Genomic DNA, 18,959 nt, shown 5'->3' on the forward strand with positions numbered 1-18,959 from the left:
CGCGGATCCGGCCCGCGCGGATCCGGCCCGCGCGGACCCGGCCCGCGCGGATCCGGCCCGCGCGGATCCGGCCCGCGCGGATCCGGCCCGCGCGGAACCGGCGCGCTCGGCGCGGGCGCGCACCCGGGGGTGGGGCACGCCACCCCGCGGCGCGCCGGGGCGGTTGGGCCGCCCGGCGGCGTCCGGCGGGGACCATGGGGCGGTGAGCACCCCGCCCGGCACCCGCCCCGACGGACGCGGCTCCGGCGCGCCCGGGGGCCGCGGTGCCGGCCCGGGCGGTGGCGCGGGCCCGCGCGGTGGCGCGGCCGCGGGCGGGGCGGGGGCCGGTGGCTCCGGGCGGTCGCGTCGACGCGTCGTGGACGACGCCGGCTCGCCGCGGTTCTTCGTCAGCGACCTCGACGGCGCCCCGCGGTGGGTCGGCGGCATGCTGGCCGGGCTGCAGGCGGCGCTGCTCTCGCTCCTCGTCGTCGTGCTGCCGGCGATCGCCGCCTACGTCGCCACCTCCGCCGCCCCGGCGACGACCGGCATCCCGTGGACCCGCGCCGTCGAGGTGGCCGCGGGGCTGTGGCTGCTCGCGCACGGCGTCCCGATGACCGTGGCCCCGATGGTGACGCTGGTGCCGCTGGGCCTGACCGCGCTCGCGCTGTTCGGCTGCTACGCGTCCGCGCGCCGCTCGGGGTACGCGACCCGGTCGGCGTTCGGCGCGGGGGTCGGCGCGTACCTGGGCGTGGTGCTCGTGGTCGGGCTGGCCACCGGGGTGCCGCTGCTGCACCTGGGGGCGGGGCTGCTCGGCGGGGCGGTGGTCGCCGCGCTCGGGCTGGGCGCCGGGCTGCTGCGCCGCCCCGAGGCGCCCCGGTTCCGGGACGTCGTGGAGCCGGTGCGGTCGCGGCTGCCCGAGCCCGTGGCGCACGGCGTCGCCGCGGGGACGACCGCGCTCGCGACGCTGGTGCTGCTGGCCGCCGTGCTCGCGACGCTCTGGGTGGTGACCGGCCGCAGCGCGGTCGCGGAGGTGGTCCGGAGCCTGCGGCTCGACGCGGTCGGGGGCATCGTGCTCGCCGTCGGGGAGCTCGCCTACGCGCCGACGCTGGTGCTCTGGGCGTTCGCCTGGCTGACGGGTCCGGGGTTCGCGGTCGGCGCGGGCACGTCGTTCGCGGTCGGCGGGGTGCAGGCCGGTGCGCTGCCGGCCGTGCCGCTGCTCGGGGCGCTCCCGGCACCGGACGTCGCCGGCGGGGTGCTCGTCGCCGTCCCCGTCGTCACCCTGCTCGCCGGCGCCGCCGCCGCGCTCGTGCTGCGCCGACGGCTGGTCACCGAGCGCGCGCTCGACGCCCCGGTCGCCGGGCTCGTCGCCGCCGTGGTCGCGGGGCTCGGCGCCCTGGTGCTCGCGGCGCTCGCGCGCGGGGGGATCGGTCCGGGGCGGATGACCGAGCTCGGGCCCGAGCCGGTGCTGGTCGCGCTCGCCGTGGCCGGCGGGGTGGCGGCGGGGGCGCTCGTGGTGCTGCTGCCGGGGGACCGGCACGTGCGGGCGGCGGTCGCGGGGGCGGCGCGGCGGGCGTGGGCGGCCGTGACCGGGCGGGCCCGCCGGGACTGAGCCCGGGTCGCCCCGGGGCGTCCGACGCCTCGCCCGCGCCCCCCGGGGCCGCGGAACGGGCTAGCCGCGCCCGCCGGTGAGGCGGTTCGTCAGGTCGCCCACCGCGTCGTCGTAGGCGCGTTCGCACGCCGCCTCCGCCGAGCGCGTGAGCGCCCCCTGGAGGCAGGCCTGCCGGTCGGCGTCGATCCGCCAGGTCGCCAGCGAGCCGAGCGAGCCGACCAGCACCAGGCCCGTCATCAGCAGCCCCGCGACCAGCATGGCCCCGACGCCGCCCCGGAGCCCGGACCGGACGACGGCGCGCAGCGCGCGGACGCCGGTCACCACGGCGCCGACCAGGAACGCGATCGCCGCGAACCGCCACGGCAGCGGCAGCAGCGTGACGGCGACCCCGGCGAGCAGCCACACGCCGAAGTGCCGCACCAGCCGACCCACCCGGGCGAGCGCCTCGGGCGACGGCGGGGGCGCGGCCGGCCCCGGGTGCGGACGCGGCTGGGGCGGGCCGGGCACGGGGTGCGGCGGCAGCGGGTGGCCCGGGCCGGACGGGCCGGGGCCGGTGGGGCCCGCGGGACCGGGGCGCGTCGGACCGGTCGGGTCCGCGGGGTCGGTGGGGTCGCCGCCGTCCGCGCGCCCGGGACCGTCCGCGGGTGCGCGGTCGGGCGAGGGCGGGGCGTACGGGTTGCTCACGCGGCCCATTCTCGCGCACCCGCGCCGCGTCGCGCCCGCCCCGCGCGGACCCGGCCCGGGCGCGCGGGCGCGGATCCGGGCCCGGCGGAAGGACGGTTAGGGTGCGGGCATGGCCGCCCCCGCACCGCACAGCACCCCCGACGCGCCCCGACCCGCCACGCGCGCCGGCGGACGGCTCGTCGTGCTGGTCTCGGGCGGAGGGTCGAACCTCGCGGCCCTGCTCGCGGCGCACGACGGGCCCGCGTACCCGGGTCGCGTCGTCGGGGTCGTCGCCGACCGCGCGTCCGCCGGCGGGCTGGACCTGGCGCGGGCGGCGGGCGTGCCGACCGCCGTCGTGGCGCCGGGCGACTTCGAGGACCGCGCCGCGTGGGACCGCGCCCTGGCCGAGGCGATCGCGGTGTTCCGCCCGGATCTCGTCGTGTCGGCGGGGTTCATGCGGATCCTCGGCGCCGCCGTCCTCGACCGGTTCGGAGGCCGCGTCGTGAACACCCACCCCGCGCTGCTCCCCGCGTTCCCCGGGGCGCACGCGGTCCGCGACGCGCTGGCGTTCGGGGCGAAGGTGACGGGCTGCACCCTGCACGTGGTGGACGCCGGGGTGGACACGGGGCCCGTCGTCGCGCAGGTGGCCGTGGCCGTCGAGCCCGGGGACGACGAGGCGACGCTGCACGAGCGGATCAAGGTCGCCGAGCGCCGGCTGCTGGTCGACTGGGTCGGCCGGATCGTCGCGGGTGGGCTGACCGTCGAGGGCCGCACGGTCACGGTCGGCTGACGGCCGCGGACGCAGGGACCTCCGGCCCGCGCGCCGTGGCGACCGGCGCGCGTAGCGTCGGCCCATGGGACACGCACACGCAGGCAGGCGCTGGTCGGAGCTGAGCGCGGGACGCAAGGTCGGCACGGTCGTGGTGACGGCGGCGCAGCTCGCGCTGACCGCCGCCGCCTACCGGGACCTCGCCAAGCGCCCGCCGGCCCAGGTGAACGGCCCGAAGGCCGCGTGGGGCCTGGCGATCCTGGTGAACTGGGTCGGCCCGATCGCGTACTTCGCGAAGGGCCGCCGCACGGAGTGACGGCGGCGCGGGCGGCGACGCGGGCCGGGGCGGCCCGGCAGCGCGACCGCGCGGCCGTCGGCTAGGCTCGTCCTCGGTCGTGACTGGCGTAGAGGTGGAACTGACCACCGGGGAGCGACCGACGCAGTCCCGCCGACGCACCGTTCGCCTGGGTGCAGGGTCCCGAGCGGCACCCACCGTGGTGCCCGACCGACCACCCGGAGGACCGCCATGTCCCACGCCCTGCCGCCCGTCGCGCCCGTCGCCGACCCGACCGCGGACAGCACCCGCCGCCCGGTGCGCCGCGCGCTGCTGTCCGTCTACGACAAGTCCGGGCTCGTCGAGCTCGCGACGGCCCTGCACGCCGCGGGTGTCGAGCTCGTGTCCACCGGGTCGACCGCCGGGACCATCGCGTCCGCGGGCGTGCCGGTGACCCGGGTCGAGGAGCTGACCGGGTTCCCCGAGTGCCTGGACGGCCGGGTCAAGACGCTGCACCCGCGCGTGCACGCCGGCATCCTCGCGGACACCCGCCGCCCCGAGCACCTGGCGCAGCTCGACGAGCTCGGCGTCGCGCCGTTCGAGCTGGTCGTCGTCAACCTGTACCCGTTCACGCAGACCGTCGACTCGGGCGCGACCCCGGACGAGTGCGTCGAGCAGATCGACATCGGCGGCCCGTCGATGGTCCGCGCCGCGGCGAAGAACCACCCGAGCGTCGCGGTCGTGGTGGACCCCGCCCGGTACGACGAGGTGGTCGCGGCCGTGCAGGGCGGTGGCTTCACGCTGGCCGAGCGCACCCGGCTCGCCGCGCAGGCGTTCGTGCACACGGCCACCTACGACGTCGCGGTGGCGTCCTGGATGGGCAACGTCGCGACGACGACCGACGAGGTCGACGGCGTGAGCACCGGGTTCCCGGCCTGGGTCGGGGCGACCTGGGACCGCGCGGACGTGCTGCGCTACGGCGAGAACCCGCACCAGCGCGCCGCGGTGTACACCTCCGGGTACGGGGCCGCGGGGCTGGCGCAGGCGCAGCAGCTGCACGGCAAGGCGATGTCGTACAACAACTACGTCGACGCGGACGCGGCCTGGCGCGCGGCGCACGACCACGACGGCCCGGCGGTCGCGATCATCAAGCACGCCAACCCGTGCGGGATCGCCGTCGGGGCGGACATCGCGGACGCGCACGCGAAGGCGCACGCCTGCGACCCGGTGTCGGCGTTCGGCGGCGTCATCGCGGCGAACGGCACCGTGACCCGGGCGGCGGCCGAGCAGATCGCCGAGGTGTTCACGGAGGTCGTCGTCGCGCCCGCGTACGAGCCCGAGGCGCTCGAGGTGCTGAGCCGCAAGAAGAACATCCGGCTGCTCGTCGTCGAGGGCGCGCCGTCCGCCGGCGTCGAGCTGCGGCCGATCAGCGGCGGGCTGCTCATGCAGCAGGTCGACCGCATCGACGCGGCGGGCGACGACCCGACGACCTGGACGCTCGCCGCGGGGGAGGCGGCCGACCCCGCGACGCTCGCGGACCTGGCGTTCGCCTGGCGCGCGGTGCGGGCCGTGAAGTCGAACGCGATCCTGCTGGCCGACGGCGGCGCGTCGGTCGGCGTCGGCATGGGCCAGGTCAACCGGGTCGACTCCTGCCGGCTCGCGGTCGAGCGGGCGAACGCGGGCGATGCCGAGCGGGCGCGCGGCGCGGTCGCCGCGTCGGACGCGTTCTTCCCGTTCGCCGACGGCCTGCAGGTGCTCCTGGACGCCGGCGTCCGCGCGGTCGTGCAGCCCGGCGGCTCGGTCCGGGACGAGGAGGTCGTCGCGGCTGCCGCGGCGGCCGGCGTGACCCTCTACCTGACGGGCACGCGCCACTTCGCCCACTGACGCGGGGGCGGTCCCGCACGAGGCCTACGGTTCCCGGTCGCGCCTCCCGAGATCTCGGGGGTTCGCGCCGGAAGGCGTGGGCCTCGTGCCGTCGGGGGCGCAGCCGGCACCTGCAAGTCGTTGCAGTCCCTTTCTGCAAGCCGATACAGTCGCAGGTGGCCGCGCTGCTGACGCTCACCCCCGACGATGGAGTCCTGTGATGACGCACGCCCGTAGGCGCCCTTCCGTGGCGCCCCGGACACCCCTCGAACCCCGCGGCGCCCGCCGTGTCCTCGCCCTGCTGGCCGCCGGCGCGCTGCTGGTCTCCGGCGCCGCGACGGCGGGGGCGGACGACCCCGCCGACGCCGACGGTCCCGCCGCCGCCGACCCGGCCGCCGGGTTCACGTCCGTCTCGGTGCCTGGCAGCCACAACACCGCGATGGGCTGCACCGGCGACTGGCAGCCCGACTGCGACGACGCCCAGCTCGCCGAGCGCCCCGACGGCGTCTGGCAGGGCACGTTCGCGCTGCCGCCGGGCGACTACGAGTACAAGGTCGCGCTCGACGGGACCTGGGACGTGGCCTACGGCGCCGGCGGCGTCGTCGGCGGCGCGAACGTGGCGTACACGGTGCCCGGCGACCCGGGCGGCGTGCCGGTGGACGTGACGTTCTACTGGGACCCGGTGTCCGGCGACTTCCAGAGCACCGCCCAGGGTCCGGTCGTCACGCTGCCCGGCTCGTACCAGTCCGAGGTCGGCTGCCCCGGCGACTGGGCCCCCGACTGCCTCGCCACCTGGGCCAAGGACCCGGACGGCGACGGCGTGTACGAGTGGTCGACGACGCAGATCCCGGCAGGCTCGTACCAGGTCAAGGTCGCCCACGGGATGTCGTGGGACGTCAACTACGGCCAGGGAGGCGCGGTGGGTGGCGACAACTACACGTTCGCGACGTCCGACGGCGAGCAGGTGTCGTTCGCGTACGACGTCGCGACGCACCTGCTGGAGATCACCGTCGAGAACCCGCCGCTGACCGGCGTCGGGCAGCAGCGGGCGCACTGGGTGCGCGCCGACCTGCTCGCCTGGCCGCGCGACCTGCTCGGCGGCGCCGACCCGGCGGACCTGACCTGGGCGCTGCACCACGCGCCCGAGGGCGGGATCGGCGTCACCGACGGCGCGGTGACCGGGCCCGCGGGGACCGGCGAGGTCCCGCTGACCTACGACGTGGCGGGGCTGCCCGCGGACGTGCGGGCCGACTTCCCGGCGCTCGCGGGCGCCGTGGCGCTCCGGGTCGCGCCCGGGACGGACGCGGCCGCGCTCCTCACCGGCGAGGTCCAGGTCTCCCAGGCGGACGCCGACGGGCTGGCCGCCCTCACCGGTGTCCAGGTCCCGGGCGTGCTCGACGACCTGTACGCCTCGGCCGCCGACGCGGACCTCGGGGTCACCTGGTCCGGGGGCGCCCCGACCTTCCGGCTCTGGGCACCGACCGCGCAGGACGTCACGCTGCTGACCTGGGCGGCTGGCGCGGACCTCGCGACCGCCCCGACCCGCGTCGCGACCACCCGCGCCGCCGACGGCACCTGGTCCGTCACCGGTGACCCCGCATGGTCCGGCGCCCGCTACCGGTACGAGGTCGAGGTCTACGTGCCGTCGACCGGCCGGGTCGAGACCAACGTCGTCACCGACCCGTACGCCGTCGCGCTGACGCTGAACTCCACGCACGCCGTCGCGGTCGACCTGGCCGACCCGGCGTTCCAACCGGCGCTGTGGGCCGACACGGCCCAGCCGGTCGTCGAGCGGGCCGTGGACCACACCATCTACGAGCTGCACGTGCGCGACTTCTCGATCGCCGACCAGACCGTGCCCGAGGCCGAGCGCGGCACCTACCTGGCGTTCGCCCGGGAGTCGGACGGCACCGCGCGGCTGCGGGAGCTCGCCGACGCGGGGCTGACCACGGTGCACCTGCTGCCGACGTTCGACATCGCGTCGATCGAGGAGGACCGGGCCGCCCAGGCGGTGACCGGCGACCTGACCGGCTTCGGCCCCGCGGGCACGGAGCAGCAGGCCGCCGTCGGCGCGATCCGCGAGCGCGACGGCTTCAACTGGGGTTACGACCCGTGGCACTTCACCGCGCCCGAGGGCTCGTACGCGACGGATCCGGACGGCGGCGCCCGCGTCGCGGAGTTCCGCACCATGGTCGGCGCGCTGCACGACATGGGGCTGGGCGTCGTGCTCGACCAGGTGTTCAACCACACCGCGGCGAGCGGGCAGGACGCGAAGTCGGTGCTGGACCGGGTCGTCCCCGGCTACTACCACCGGCTCGACGGCACCGGCCAGGTGCAGACCAGCACCTGCTGCCAGAACGTCGCGACCGAGCACGCGATGGCCGAGAAGCTCATGGTCGACTCGGTGGTCACCTGGGCCCGCGACTACAAGGTCGACGGCTTCCGGTTCGACCTGATGGGCCACCACTCGAAGGCGAACATGCTGGCCGTGCGGGCGGCGCTGGACGCGCTGACCGTCGAGGCGGACGGCGTCGACGGCTCGGCGGTGTACCTGTACGGCGAGGGCTGGGACTTCGGCGAGGTCGCCGGCAACGCGCTGTTCGAGCAGGCCACGCAGGGGCAGCTCGGCGGCACCGGGATCGGCACGTTCTCCGACCGGCTCCGCGACGCGGTGCACGGCGGGTCGCCGGTCGAGGGCTCGTCGATGTTCACGCAGGGCTTCGGCACCGGGCTCGCCACCGACCCGAACGGGCAGCCCGCGCAGCTCGGCGACGCGTCGACGGTGAACACGGGGTCGGCCGCCGAGTACGAGGACCTGGGTCTCGCGACCGACGTCGTCCGGCTCGGGCTGGCCGGCAACCTCCGCGACTACGTGCTGACGACGCACACCGGGGACGTGCTGCGCGGCGACCAGGTCGACTACCGCGGGGCGCCCGCCGGGTACGCGGACTCCCCGGAGGAGGTGGTCGGCTACGTGGACGCGCACGACAACGAGACGCTGTTCGACCTGCTGACCATCAAGCTGCCGCAGGGCACCTCGATGGCCGACCGGGTCCGGATGAACACGCTGTCCCAGGCCACCGCGGCCCTCTCCCAGACGGTGTCGTTCTGGCACGCGGGCACGGACCAGCTGCGGTCCAAGTCGCTCGACCGGGACAGCTACGACTCCGGCGACTGGTTCAACGCCATCGACTGGACCGGCCGGGACAACGGCTTCGGCCGCGGGCTGCCGGGCGCGTGGGCGAACGCGGAGAAGTGGCCGCAGATGACCCCTCTGCTCCAGGACGCGGCGCTGAAGCCGACCGCCGCGGACATCACCACCGCCCGCGCGGCCGCCGACGACCTGCTGCGTCTGCGGTTCTCCACGCCGCTGTTCCGGCTCGGCGACGCCGACCTGATCCGGCAGAAGCTCACGTTCCCGGACGCCGGGGCGGACGCGAGCCCGGGCGTGATCGTCATGCACGTCGACGACACCGTCGGTCCGGACGTCGACGCCGACCTCGACGGGCTGCTCGTCGTGTTCAACGCGTCGCCGGACGCCGTCACGCAGGAGCTGCCGGGGCTGGCCGGTGCGACCTACACCCTGTCGCCGGTGCAGGCCGCGGGCGCGGACGACGTCGTGCGGACCACCACCTGGGACGCGGCGACCGGGACGGTGACCGTGCCGGCGCGGACCGTCGCGGTGCTGGTCCGGCCGAGCGACGCCCCGGGCCCCGTCGACCCCGGCCCCGTCGACCCCGGCCCCGCCGACCCGGGCGCGCCCGGCAACCCCGGCGGTGCCCCCGGCGGCGCCGGCGACCCCGCCGCGTCGGCCCCGGCCGGCACCGGCGGCGGCCTCGCCGTCACCGGCCCGCAGCTGCTGCTCGGCCTGCTCGCCGCCCTGGCGGCGGTCGGCGGCGGCACGCTGCTGGTCCGCGCGCGGGCCCGGTCCGCGGCCGCGGCCGCGCGCGAGGGGGTGGCCGACCGTCTGCCATGATGCGTCGGACCGACCGGCGCGCGCTGCCGCGCCCCGGGGCGGGTGACGGACGGAGGCACGGATGCGTCGCGGGACCAACCTGCCGCGGATGGGCGACTTCAACCAGACGGTCGTCCTGGACGTGGTGCGGCGTGCCGGCGGGGGCCTGGCCCGGGCCGAGGTCGCCCGCCGGACCGGGCTGTCCCCGCAGACCGTGACGAACGTGGCGCGCCGCCTCCTCGACCTCGGCCTGGTGGTCGAGGAGGGCGAGGCGGCGCGCCGCGGTCCCGGCCGGCCGGGCACGCTGCTGCGGCTCAACCCGGTGAGCCGGTTCGCGGTCGGCGTGCACCTGGACCCGGCGACCATGACGTTCGTGCTGCTCGACCTGTCGGGCGAGGTCGTCGCGCGGGCGCAGGTGCCGACGCCGGTCCCGGAGGACCCCGAGGCGGTGGTCGCCGGCCTGGTGGCCGAGATCGAGGGACTGATCGCCGGGGCGGGCGTGGACCGGGACCGCGTGCTCGGCGTCGGGATCGCGGCGCCCGGACCGATCGACGTCGAGGCGGGCGTGGTGCTCGACCCGCCGCACCTGCCCGGCTGGCACGACGTGCCGCTGCGGGACGCGGTCGCCGAGCGCACGGGCCTGCGGGCGGTGCTCGACAAGGACGTGATCGCCGCGGCGAGCGCCCACCTCTGGCACCCCGGCGAGCACGCGTCGGACTTCGTGTTCTTCTACCTCGGCACCGGCGTCGCCGTCTCGACGGTGCTGCACGACGAGGTGGTGCGCGGCGTCTCGGGCAACGCGGGGGAGTCCGGGCACCTGATCGCCGACCCCGAGGGCGCCCGGTGCTGGTGCGGCCGGCGCGGCTGCCTCGGGGCGGTGCTGCGGGCGGAGGCGCTCGCGGAGCAGGGCCGCGCGGCGGGCGTCGACCTGCCGGCCTGGGGCGACGGCACGGACCCGCGCGCCGTGGACGACGCGGTGACCGCGCTGTGCGCCGCCGCCGACGCGGGCCACCCGGGGGCGCGCGAGGTGCTGGCGCTCGCGGGCCGGCGGGTCGGCATGGCGGCGGGCGTGCTCACCGACCTGCTCGACGTCCCCGCCGTGCTGGCCGGGGGACCGCTGTGGGACCGGATCGCGCCGCACGCCGCCGCGGCGCTGGAGGCCGAGATCGCGGCGCACCCGGTGCCGGGCGGGCACGCGCTCACGGCGTCGTCGTCGGCGTTCGGGCCGCAGGTCGGCGCCGTCGGCGCCGGGTGCATCCTGCTCAGCCGCGCGTTCACCCCGCGCCCGACGGACCTGCTGCTGGTCAGCTGACCCCGGCGGGCGTCAGGCGACCGTGAGCACCACCTTGCCGCGCGCGGCGCCCGAGGCCACGCGCTCGATCGCGGCGCCGGCCTCCGCCAGCGGGTAGGTCCGGTCGAGGACCGGCGCCAGGTCGCCGCCGGCCAGCAGGTTGCGCAGCCGCGCGAGGTCCGCCGGGTTCTCCCGGGACACGACGCTGCGCAGCCGGTGCCGGACCCACGGGTCGAGGGCCGCGGCGCGCGCCTGGCGGGCGAGCCCGCCGCCGAGCACCCGGCCGCCGCCCTCGGCGCCGACCAGCACCAGCGACCCGCGCGGGCCGAGCAGGCGGCGGAGGTCGCGCAGCGGGGTGAGGCCCCCGGTGACCAGCACGGCGTCGTACCCGGAGCCGAGCGCCGCCGGGCCGGCGGACCGGTCGACGACCGCCGTGGCGCCGGCCGCCAGCAGCGCCCCGGCCGCGCCGGCCCGGGCCGTCGCCGCCGTGACCTCGGCCCCCGCGAGCACCGCGAGCCGCACCGCGAGCGTCCCGACCCCGCCCCCGGCGCCGAGGACCAGCACCCGGGACCCGGCCTGCACCCGGCCGGACCGCAGCGCGTGCAGGGCGGTCGTGCCGCTGGTCGGGACCGCGGCCGCGGCGGTGAACGGCACGTCGGCGGGCAGGGCGGCGACCCGCCGGGCCCGCGTGACGGCGACCTCGGCGAAGGCGGCCCGGCCGCAGCCGAGCACCCGGTCGCCCGGCCGCAGGTCCGCCACGTCGGGCCCGACCGCCGCCACGGTGCCCGCGAGGTCCAGGCCCACCCCCGGCTCCCGCGGGGCGCGCAGGCCGGTGACCAGGCGCATCACCGAGGGCAGGCCGGTCACCAGGTGCCAGTCGCCCATCGCGACGCCCGCCGCCGCCACCCGCACGTGCACCTGGTCGCCGGTCGGCGGCGGCAGCTCGCGCTGCGTCACCCGCAGGTCCGCCGGCCCGGCGTACCGGTCCCGCACGACCGCCCGCACCGTCGTGCCCGTCGTCGTCCTCGTCGCCCTCGTCGCCCTCGTCGTCCTCGTCGTGCTCATGGCCGTCCCCCGTCCGGTTCGTACGCGAACACCTCGTCGATGGACCGCCCGAGCGCCCGGGCGATCTGGAAGGCCAGCTCGAGCGAGGGGGAGTACCGCCCCTGCTCGACGGCGATGACGGTCTGCCGGGTCACGCCCAGCAGCTCCGCGAGCTGCGCCTGGGTGAGCCCCCGCTCCGTGCGCAGCGCACGGATCCGGTTGGTCACCGCGGTCGGCCTCACCACGGGCCGACCCCCCGGCGGAACGCCACGACCCGGGCGACGGCGGACAGCACCGCCGACAGCACGAACCCGAGGTACAGGGCGTTGGCGATCCAGAAGTGGTCCGCCTCCAGCAGCGCCAGGGCCAGGCCGCCGACGCCGCCGAGCACGAGGAACGCCTGCCCCACGTGCTCGCCCATCCGCTCGATCCCGCGCTCCCGCTCGTCCCGCACCCCGCGGTCCCGCGACGTGGCGCCCAGCACGATCCCCGCGACGATCCCGGCGAGCACCGCCGCGCCGATCGAGGCGAGCATCGGGCCGGCGTAGGCGACGCCGGTCAGCGGTCCGCCCGCGGCCCGGGACAGCACCACCGCGACGTACGCGGCGTACCCGAGCACGGCGATCACGCCGAAGGCCCAGGTGTTCTTCTCCTGGTAGGACATGGCCCGCTCCGCTCCGGCCGAGGGATGTCAAAGATCTTTGACATCGCCGACGGTAGAGCCGCGCGCTGCGTGATGTCAAACATCTTTGACATCGGCCCGACGTCACGGTTGCGTCTCGGCGCACGCCCGAGCCTTGACAGCAATTCATCCAGACGTTGTAGTTATCGGGTCCGGGGCAGCGCCGCCCGGGGCCGTGCACGTGGAGCAAAGGAGCATCCATGCGTCTGCAGAAGTCCGCCCTCGCGTCCGGGGCCGTCCTCGCCCTGGGTCTCACCGCCGCGTGCAGCGGCGGTGGCGGCGACAGCGCCGCCGACGACTCGACGATCACCGTCGCCTACCAGAAGACCGCGCAGTTCGTGCAGCTCGACGACCTGCTGCAGAAGGCCAAGTCCGAGTACGAGGCCGCCAACGAGGGCATGACGGTCGACCTCGTGCCGATCGAGGCCGAGCAGGACCAGTACTTCACCAAGCTCGCGCTGATGAACGGGTCGGCGGACACCGCGCCGGACGTCATCTACGAGGACACCTTCCAGATCCGCTCGGACGCCGCGGCCGGCTACCTGCAGCCGATCGACGAGTACGTCGAGGCGTGGGAGGACTGGGACCAGTTCCCGGACACCGCGCGCCAGGCCGGGCTCGGGGACGACGGCAAGGTCTACGGCGTCTCGATGGGCACCGACACCCGCGGGCTCTACTACAACAAGGACCTGTTCGCGCAGGCCGGCCTCCCGACGGACTGGCAGCCGGAGAGCTGGGACGACATCCTCTCCGCCGCCCGGACGATCAAGGAGAAGCTGCCCGACGTCACCCCGATCAACGTGTACGCCGGCAAGGCCGCGGGCGAGGCCACGACGATGCAGGGCTTCGAGATGCTGCTCTACGGCACCGACGACGAGCTCTACGACGCCGACACCCAGAAGTGGATCACCGGCTCGCAGGGCTTCACCGACTCGCTGGCGTTCCTCGAGACGATCTACGGCGAGGGCCTCGCGCCGTCGCTGGACATCGCGCTCGACGCGTCGGTCGGCGCCCGCGTCGCCACCGAGCTGCTGCCGCAGGGCAAGCTCGCGATGGCGGTCGACGGCTCCTGGCTGCCGGGCGGCTGGATCACCGGCGACAACGCCTGGCCCGAGTGGGAGGAGACCCTGGGCATGGCCGCGATGCCGACCCAGGACGGGCAGGAGCCCGGCTTCACCTCGATGTCCGGCGGCTGGACCCTCGCGGTCGGCGCGCACGCGGGCGACCCGCAGGCGGCGTTCGACTTCATCGCCACGGCGCTGAACAAGGAGAACTCGCTCAAGTACGACACCGAGAACAGCCAGATCGCGGTGCGCACCGACGTCGCGGAGGACCCGGAGTACCTGGGGTTCAACCCGTCGTTCGAGTTCTTCAGCTCGCTGGTCGACTACACGCACTTCCGCCCGGCGACCCCGGACTACTCGCAGATCTCGTCGAACATCCAGGTCGCCGCGGAGTCGGTGGCGACCGGGCAGGCGACGGCCGAGGAGGCGGCGGCCACCTACGACGAGGGGCTGGCGTCCATCGTGGGCGACGACGCGACGCAGGCCGCCGGCTGATGACGGCCGCCACGCTGGACCGGCCGGCGGCGGGGGGCGGGTTCCGCCGCCCCCGCCGCCGGCCCGGCCGGACCGCGCTGCGGCTGCTGCCGCTGCTGCCCGCGGTCGCGCTCATGCTGGTGTTCCTGGCCGGTCCGGTGCTGTGGTCGTTCTACGGCTCGCTGACCAACCAGGCGCTGACCGGCTACAAGGCGGCGAACCCGGAGTTCGTGGGCCTGGACAACTACGCCGAGCTGCTCACCGACGACGGCTTCTGGAAGGCCGTCGTCCTGACGGTGGTGTTCGTCGGGGCGTCGGCCGTGATCGGGCAGAACGTGCTCGGCATGGCGCTCGCGCTGCTGCTCCGGGCCGCCGCGAAGCCGCTGCGCGCCGTGGTGTCCGCGCTGGTCGTCGTGGCGTGGGTGCTGCCGGAGATCGTCGCGGCGTTCGCGCTGTACGCGTTCTTCTCCACCGACGGCACGCTCAACCAGGTGCTCGGCTGGTTCGGGCTCGAGGGGCCGACCTGGCTCATCTCGGTGCCGATGCTCGCCGTCATCCTCGCGAACATCTGGCGCGGGACCGCGTTCTCGATGATGGTCTACGGCGCCGCGCTGTCGGAGGTGCCGCCCGACGTCACGGAGGCCGCCGCGATCGACGGCGCCACCGGCCCGCAGCGGTTCTTCCGGATCACGCTGCCGATGATCCGCCGGTCGATCTCGACCAACCTCATGCTCACGACCCTGCAGACCCTCGCGGTGTTCACCCTGATCTGGGTGATGACCGGCGGCGGCCCCGGCACGGACTCCTCGACGCTGCCCGTGCTGGCCTACCAGGAGGCGTTCAAGTTCGCGCAGGTCGGCTACGGCACGGCGATCGCGACGGTGACGCTGCTGGTCGGGGCCGTGTTCTCGATCGTGTACATCCGCGTGCTCAAGCCGGAGGTGGACTGATGGCCGCGCTCACCGCCCCCACCGCCCCGGTGGCGTCGTCGGCCCGCCGGCGCGCCGGCCGCAACGTCCCGTCCGTCGCGTCGCCCCGGCGCCGCACCGGCCGGCTGCTGGTCACGCTCGCCCTGGTGGTGGTCGGCATCGCGTTCCTGGTGCCGCTCGCGTGGATCGTGCTGGCGTCGCTCGACCCCGCCGCGACGGTGTCGGTCAAGCTGCCCGAGTCGGTCACCACGGACAACTTCACCGAGATCCTCACCTGGGAGGCCACCTTCCGGCCGCTGTGGAACTCGCTGGTGCTGTCCCTCGGCACCGGGGTCGTCACGGTGCTGGCGTCGGTGCTCGCGGCCTACCCGCTGTCGCGCTACCAGATGCGGTTCCGCAAGCCGTTCCTGTACTCGATCCTGTTCGGCACCTGCCTGCCGATCACGGCGATGATGGTCCCGGTCTACGCGCTGTTCGTGTACCTGGGGCTGCTCGACTCGGTGCCGGGGACGATCTTCTTCCTCGCGGCGACGTCGCTGCCGATGGCGATCTGGATGACCAAGAACTTCATGGACTCCGTGCCGGTGTCCCTGGAGGAGGCCGCCTGGGTGGACGGCGCCGGCTCCATGACCGCGCTGCGCCGGATCGTGGTCCCGCTGATGCGCCAGGGCATCGCCGTGGTGTTCATCTTCGTGTTCACGCAGGCCTGGGGGAACTTCTTCGTCCCGTTCGTGCTGCTGTTCTCGCCCGACAACCAGCCCGCGGCCGTCGCCATCTACAGCTTCTTCGGCACCTACGGGACGGTCGCCTACGGCCGGCTCGCGGCGTTCTCGATCCTCTACTCGGTCCCGGTGCTCGTGCTGTACCTGCTGGTGCAGCGGTTCTCCGGGGGCTCGTTCGCCATGTCCGGGGCCGTCAAGGGCTGACGCCCGCGCCCCGCCCTCTCGACCCGATCACCGCACGCCGTCAGGAAGGTCCACCATGCCCGTCGAGCACTCCGCCGCCGTCGTCCAGCGCGTCCAGCGGTTCCTGCACGAGCGGCTCGCCCCGGCGGTCGTCGCCGACCGCGCGCCCCTCGACGTCACCGCCTGGACGGCGCCGGGGGAGCCGGTGCCGTTCGCCGAGGCCGTGGCGCAGGCGTACGCCGCGGCGCCGCCGGGGACGCCGTGGGGGGCCCCGTGGAGCACGACGTGGTTCCGGATGACCGGCGACGTCCCGGCCGGGTGGCTCGACTCCGACGGGGTGCGGGAGGGCCGGCAGGCGGTCGAGCTCGCGATCGACCTCGGGTTCACCACGACCCAGCCGGGGTTCCAGGCGGAGGGCCTGGTGCTCCGCCCGGACGGCGTCGCGGTCAAGGGGCTGTCGCCGCGGAACCAGGCGGTGCCGTGGGCCGAGGGCCGGGTCGACGTCTACGTCGAGGCCGCCGGCAACCCGGACGTCGGCAGCAGCACCTGGTACGGGCCGACGCCGCTCGGCGACCCGCTGACCGCCGGCACCGACCCGCTGTACGCGCTGCGGTCCGCCGAGGTCGTGCTGCGCGACGTCGAGGTCTGGGAGCTGTGGCAGGACCTGCTCGCGGTGCTCGGGCTGGTCGAGGTCGTCGACCCGGCCTCCACCCGGTACGCCCGGGCCGTGCGCGCGCTGGACCTGGTGGTGGACGCGGTGGACCCGTCCGACGTCGCCGGCACCGCCGCGGCGGGCCGGGCGGTGCTGCGGCCGGTGCTCGACGTGCCGGCCGCGCCGGGCGGGCACCGGGTGCTCGCGACCGGGCACGCGCACATCGACTCCGCCTGGCTGTGGCCGGCCCGGGAGACGGTGCGGAAGTGCTCGCGGACCTTCGCCAGCGTCGTCGCGCTGATGGACGAGCGGCCGGACTTCGTGTTCGCGTGCTCGTCGGCGCAGCAGTACGCCTGGGTGGCGGAGCGGCACCCGGAGCTGTTCGAGCGGATCCGCGCCAAGGTCGCGGCGGGCCAGTTCGTGCCGGTCGGCGGCATGTGGGTCGAGTCGGACACCAACATGCCGGGCGGCGAGGCACTCGCCCGGCAGATGGTCGAGGGCAAGCGGTACTTCCTCGACGAGCTCGGCGTCGAGACCCAGGACGTGTGGCTGCCGGACTCGTTCGGCTACACCGGTGCACTGCCGCAGATCGTCCGCGCCGCGGGGTCGAGGTGGTTCCTGTCGCAGAAGCTGTCCTGGAACGACACCAACCGGATGCCGCACCACACGTTCCACTGGGAGGGCATCGACGGGTCCCGGGTGCTCGCGCACTTCCCGCCGGTCGACACCTACAACTCCGACCTGTCGCCGAAGGAGCTCGCGCACGCCGAGCGGAACTTCGCGGACAAGGACGTCGCCTCCGAGTCGCTGGTGCCGTTCGGCTGGGGCGACGGCGGCGGCGGGCCGACGCGCGAGATGCTCGCCGCGGCGGACCGGGCGCGGTCGCTCGGCGGGCTGCCCGAGGTCGAGCTGGGGTCGCCGAACACGTTCTTCGAGCGCGCCGAGGCCGAGCTGGCGGACGCGGGGCCCGGGTCGCCCGCGGTGTGGTCCGGGGAGATGTACCTGGAGTACCACCGCGGCACCTACACCTCGCAGGCGCGCACCAAGCGCGGCAACCGGCGCAGCGAGCACCTGCTGCGCGAGGCCGAGCTGTGGGCCGCGACCGCCGCCGTGCGGACCGGCGCCGCCTACCCGGCCGACGAGCTGCGCGCGCTGTGGCGGGTCGTGCTGCTGCACCAGTTCCACGACATCCTGCCCGGGTCGTCGATCGGCTGGGTCTACCGGCAGGCGGAGGAGGCGTACGCCGACGTCGAGGTCCGGGCCACCGCCGTGATCGACGCGGCGCTCGCGGTCCTGGTCGGCGACGGCGACCGCACGGTGCGGCTGAACGCGGCGCCGCACCCGAGGGACGGGGTGCCGGCGCTGGGCGGGGCACGGGCGTCGGACGACGGCGCCGTGCCGGGGTCGACGGGGTCGGTCGAGGTGCTGCGCGAGGGCGACGCGCTGCGGGTGCGCACCGACGCGCTCGACGTGCGGCTCACGCCCGGCGGGCAGCTCGCGTCCGTCCGCGACCTGGCCGCCGACCGGGAGGCGGTCGCGCCCGGGCACCTGGCGAACCTGCTCCAGGTGCACCGCGACGTCCCCCGGCAGTGGGACGCGTGGGACATCGACGCCGAGTACCGGCGCACCGTCGAGGACCTGCTCGACGCCGACGTGCTGGAGGTGGTGGCGGAGAAGCCCGACCGCGCCGTGATCCGCACCTCGCGCACCGTCGGCGACTCGACGATCGTGCAGGAGCTGACCTTCCGGCCGGGCACCCGCGCGGTCGAGATCGTCACCGAGGTCGACTGGCACGAGCGGCAGCGCCTGCTCAAGCTCGCGTTCGGCCTCGACGTGCACGCCGACCGGTCCGCCGCCGAGACCCAGTTCGGCCACGTGCACCGGCCCACGCACACGAACACCTCCTGGGACGAGGCGCGGTACGAGATCTGCGCGCACCGCTGGCTGCACGTCGGCGAGACCGGCTACGGCGTCTCGGTCGCCAACGACGCCACCTACGGCCACGACGTCACCCGGGCGGTCGCCGACGACGGCCGGACGGCCACGGTGCTCCGGCAGTCGCTGCTGCGGGCCCCGCTGTTCCCCGACCCCGAGGCCGACCAGGGCCGGCACCGGTTCCTGTCCGTGCTGCACGTCGGCGCGGGCGTCCCCGAGGCGGTCGTCGACGGGTATCGGGCGAACCTGCCGGTGCGCGAGGTCCGGGGCGGCCGGGACGTCGCGCCGCTGGTGACCGTCGACGGGCCGGGGGCGGTCGTCGAGGCGGTCAAGCTGGCGGACGACGGGTCGGGCGACGTGGTCGTGCGGCTGTACGAGGCGCACGGCGGGCGGGCGCGGGCGACCGTGTCCGCCGGGTTCGACGCCGCCGGCGTGGTCGAGGTCGACCTGCTGGAGCGCGAGGTCGCGGCGCGGGCCGTCGTGCCCGCGGGGGCGGCCGGGTCCCCGGCGGGCGGGGGCGCCGGGGCGGACGAGACCGCTGGGGCGGCCGGGGCGGCGGGCGCGGCGGTCGCGCTCGACCTCCGGCCGTTCCAGCTCGTCACCCTCCGCTTCCGCCGGCGCTGACCCGCGCCGCCGCGGCGGGCCGCGCCCCCGCCCGCCGGGCCGCGCGCTCCAGCTCGCCGGGCCGCGCGCTCCCGCTGTCGCCGAGATAGGACCTCCACGCCGAGATAGGGCCGTGCACGGTCCTATCTCGGCGCGACGGTCCTACGTCGGCGCCGGTGTGGACCGGGGTGGCCCGGGGCGGCGCGCGGGGCGGCGCGCGCCGGACGAGCGCGCGGGGTCGGCGCGGGCGGCGCGCGGGGGCGGCGCG

The 18,959-nt window shown here is 76.2% G+C and carries 14 protein-coding genes and 1 riboswitch; of the genes, 10 read left to right on the plus strand and 4 right to left on the minus strand.

The genetic code is table 11. The features are described from left to right. Positions 1 to 355 precede the first annotated feature (355 nt). Positions 356 to 1,588, plus strand: a complete 1,233-nt coding sequence (locus tag FS882_RS15325) for a DUF6350 family protein (protein ID WP_158374428.1) — start codon at positions 356 to 358, stop codon at positions 1,586 to 1,588. Between the two features lie 60 nt (positions 1,589 to 1,648). Here FS882_RS15325 and FS882_RS15330 read toward each other — a convergent pair whose 3' ends face one another. Further along, on the minus strand, positions 1,649 to 2,272 hold the full coding sequence (locus FS882_RS15330) for a hypothetical protein (RefSeq protein WP_158374210.1): 624 nt from the start codon (positions 2,270 to 2,272) through the stop codon (positions 1,649 to 1,651). A gap of 109 nt (positions 2,273 to 2,381) precedes the next feature. On the opposite strand from FS882_RS15330, the gene purN reads away from it, so the two are divergent. The 5 genes from purN (at position 2,382) to FS882_RS15355 (ending at position 10,424) form a co-directional block, all read left to right on the plus strand. Next, the gene (gene purN, locus FS882_RS15335) at positions 2,382 to 3,041 is read left to right on the plus strand and encodes a phosphoribosylglycinamide formyltransferase (RefSeq protein WP_158374212.1); all 660 of its coding nucleotides are present in this window, start codon (positions 2,382 to 2,384) and stop codon (positions 3,039 to 3,041) included. Positions 3,042 to 3,105: 64 nt separating this feature from the next. Next, entirely contained in the window at positions 3,106 to 3,336 is a 231-nt protein-coding gene (locus tag FS882_RS15340; protein ID WP_158374214.1) for a PLDc N-terminal domain-containing protein, read from the plus strand. A gap of 69 nt (positions 3,337 to 3,405) precedes the next feature. After that, positions 3,406 to 3,497, plus strand: a riboswitch (ZMP/ZTP riboswitch). 49 nt (positions 3,498 to 3,546) lie between these two features. Further along, positions 3,547 to 5,178, plus strand: coding sequence for a bifunctional phosphoribosylaminoimidazolecarboxamide formyltransferase/IMP cyclohydrolase (purH, locus tag FS882_RS15345; RefSeq protein WP_158374216.1), 1,632 nt, complete (start codon positions 3,547 to 3,549; stop codon positions 5,176 to 5,178). 226 nt (positions 5,179 to 5,404) lie between these two features. Next, complete coding sequence (gene pulA, locus FS882_RS15350) at positions 5,405 to 9,133, plus strand: pullulanase-type alpha-1,6-glucosidase (RefSeq protein WP_316043648.1); 3,729 nt, start codon at positions 5,405 to 5,407, stop codon at positions 9,131 to 9,133. 61 nt (positions 9,134 to 9,194) lie between these two features. Beyond that, a complete protein-coding gene (locus tag FS882_RS15355) occupies positions 9,195 to 10,424 on the plus strand; it encodes an ROK family protein (RefSeq protein WP_158374221.1) in 1,230 nt (409 codons plus the stop codon). Positions 10,425 to 10,436: 12 nt separating this feature from the next. On the opposite strand, the gene FS882_RS15360 is transcribed toward FS882_RS15355, so the two are convergent. The 3 genes from FS882_RS15360 to FS882_RS15370 are packed head-to-tail and all read right to left on the minus strand — an operon-like array spanning position 10,437 to position 12,111. Further along, positions 10,437 to 11,468: a zinc-binding dehydrogenase gene (locus FS882_RS15360; protein ID WP_222848239.1), complete on the minus strand. Its 1,032-nt coding sequence runs from the start codon at positions 11,466 to 11,468 to the stop codon at positions 10,437 to 10,439. Further along, positions 11,465 to 11,692 carry a helix-turn-helix transcriptional regulator gene (locus FS882_RS15365; protein ID WP_158374223.1) on the minus strand — a complete coding sequence of 76 codons (228 nt, stop codon included), beginning with the start codon at positions 11,690 to 11,692 and terminating at the stop codon, positions 11,465 to 11,467. Before FS882_RS15365 ends, FS882_RS15360 begins: the two co-directional genes overlap by 4 nt. Further along, the gene (locus FS882_RS15370; protein ID WP_158374225.1) at positions 11,686 to 12,111 is read right to left on the minus strand and encodes a hypothetical protein; all 426 of its coding nucleotides are present in this window, start codon (positions 12,109 to 12,111) and stop codon (positions 11,686 to 11,688) included. The genes FS882_RS15365 and FS882_RS15370 overlap by 7 nt, the downstream gene beginning before the upstream one ends. Positions 12,112 to 12,329: 218 nt before the next feature. Between FS882_RS15370 and FS882_RS15375 the strand changes: the two genes are divergently transcribed. From FS882_RS15375 to FS882_RS15390, 4 genes are read left to right on the plus strand one after another with little or no spacing between them, the layout of a single operon-like run. Then, positions 12,330 to 13,688: an extracellular solute-binding protein gene (locus tag FS882_RS15375; RefSeq protein WP_158374227.1), complete on the plus strand. Its 1,359-nt coding sequence runs from the start codon at positions 12,330 to 12,332 to the stop codon at positions 13,686 to 13,688. Then, positions 13,688 to 14,617, plus strand: coding sequence for a carbohydrate ABC transporter permease (locus tag FS882_RS15380; RefSeq protein WP_158374229.1), 930 nt, complete (start codon positions 13,688 to 13,690; stop codon positions 14,615 to 14,617). The genes FS882_RS15375 and FS882_RS15380 overlap by 1 nt, the downstream gene beginning before the upstream one ends. After that, entirely contained in the window at positions 14,617 to 15,522 is a 906-nt protein-coding gene (locus FS882_RS15385) for a carbohydrate ABC transporter permease (protein ID WP_158374231.1), read from the plus strand. The genes FS882_RS15380 and FS882_RS15385 overlap by 1 nt, the downstream gene beginning before the upstream one ends. A gap of 55 nt (positions 15,523 to 15,577) precedes the next feature. Then, the gene (locus FS882_RS15390) at positions 15,578 to 18,712 is read left to right on the plus strand and encodes an alpha-mannosidase (protein WP_158374233.1); all 3,135 of its coding nucleotides are present in this window, start codon (positions 15,578 to 15,580) and stop codon (positions 18,710 to 18,712) included. The last annotated feature ends 247 nt before the right edge of the window (positions 18,713 to 18,959 follow it).

It is taken from the genome of Cellulosimicrobium cellulans, assembly GCF_007679345.1.
GTDB classification, from domain to species: Bacteria; Actinomycetota; Actinomycetes; order Actinomycetales; family Cellulomonadaceae; genus Cellulomonas; species Cellulomonas cellulans_A.

Bases quoted from the DNA above. Each gene is read 5' to 3' on its own strand.
- purN (WP_158374212.1), top strand. From the start codon at position 2,382: ATGGCCGCCCCCGCACCGCACAGCACCCCCGACGCGCCCCGACCCGCC.
- FS882_RS15360 (WP_222848239.1), bottom strand. From the start codon at position 11,468: ATGAGCACGACGAGGACGACGAGGGCGACGAGGGCGACGAGGACGACG.
- purH (WP_158374216.1), top strand. From the start codon at position 3,547: ATGTCCCACGCCCTGCCGCCCGTCGCGCCCGTCGCCGACCCGACCGCG.
- FS882_RS15375 (WP_158374227.1), top strand. From the start codon at position 12,330: ATGCGTCTGCAGAAGTCCGCCCTCGCGTCCGGGGCCGTCCTCGCCCTG.
- FS882_RS15340 (WP_158374214.1), top strand. From the start codon at position 3,106: ATGGGACACGCACACGCAGGCAGGCGCTGGTCGGAGCTGAGCGCGGGA.
- FS882_RS15370 (WP_158374225.1), bottom strand. From the start codon at position 12,111: ATGTCCTACCAGGAGAAGAACACCTGGGCCTTCGGCGTGATCGCCGTG.
- FS882_RS15390 (WP_158374233.1), top strand. From the start codon at position 15,578: ATGCCCGTCGAGCACTCCGCCGCCGTCGTCCAGCGCGTCCAGCGGTTC.
- FS882_RS15385 (WP_158374231.1), top strand. From the start codon at position 14,617: ATGGCCGCGCTCACCGCCCCCACCGCCCCGGTGGCGTCGTCGGCCCGC.
- FS882_RS15355 (WP_158374221.1), top strand. From the start codon at position 9,195: ATGCGTCGCGGGACCAACCTGCCGCGGATGGGCGACTTCAACCAGACG.
- FS882_RS15380 (WP_158374229.1), top strand. From the start codon at position 13,688: ATGACGGCCGCCACGCTGGACCGGCCGGCGGCGGGGGGCGGGTTCCGC.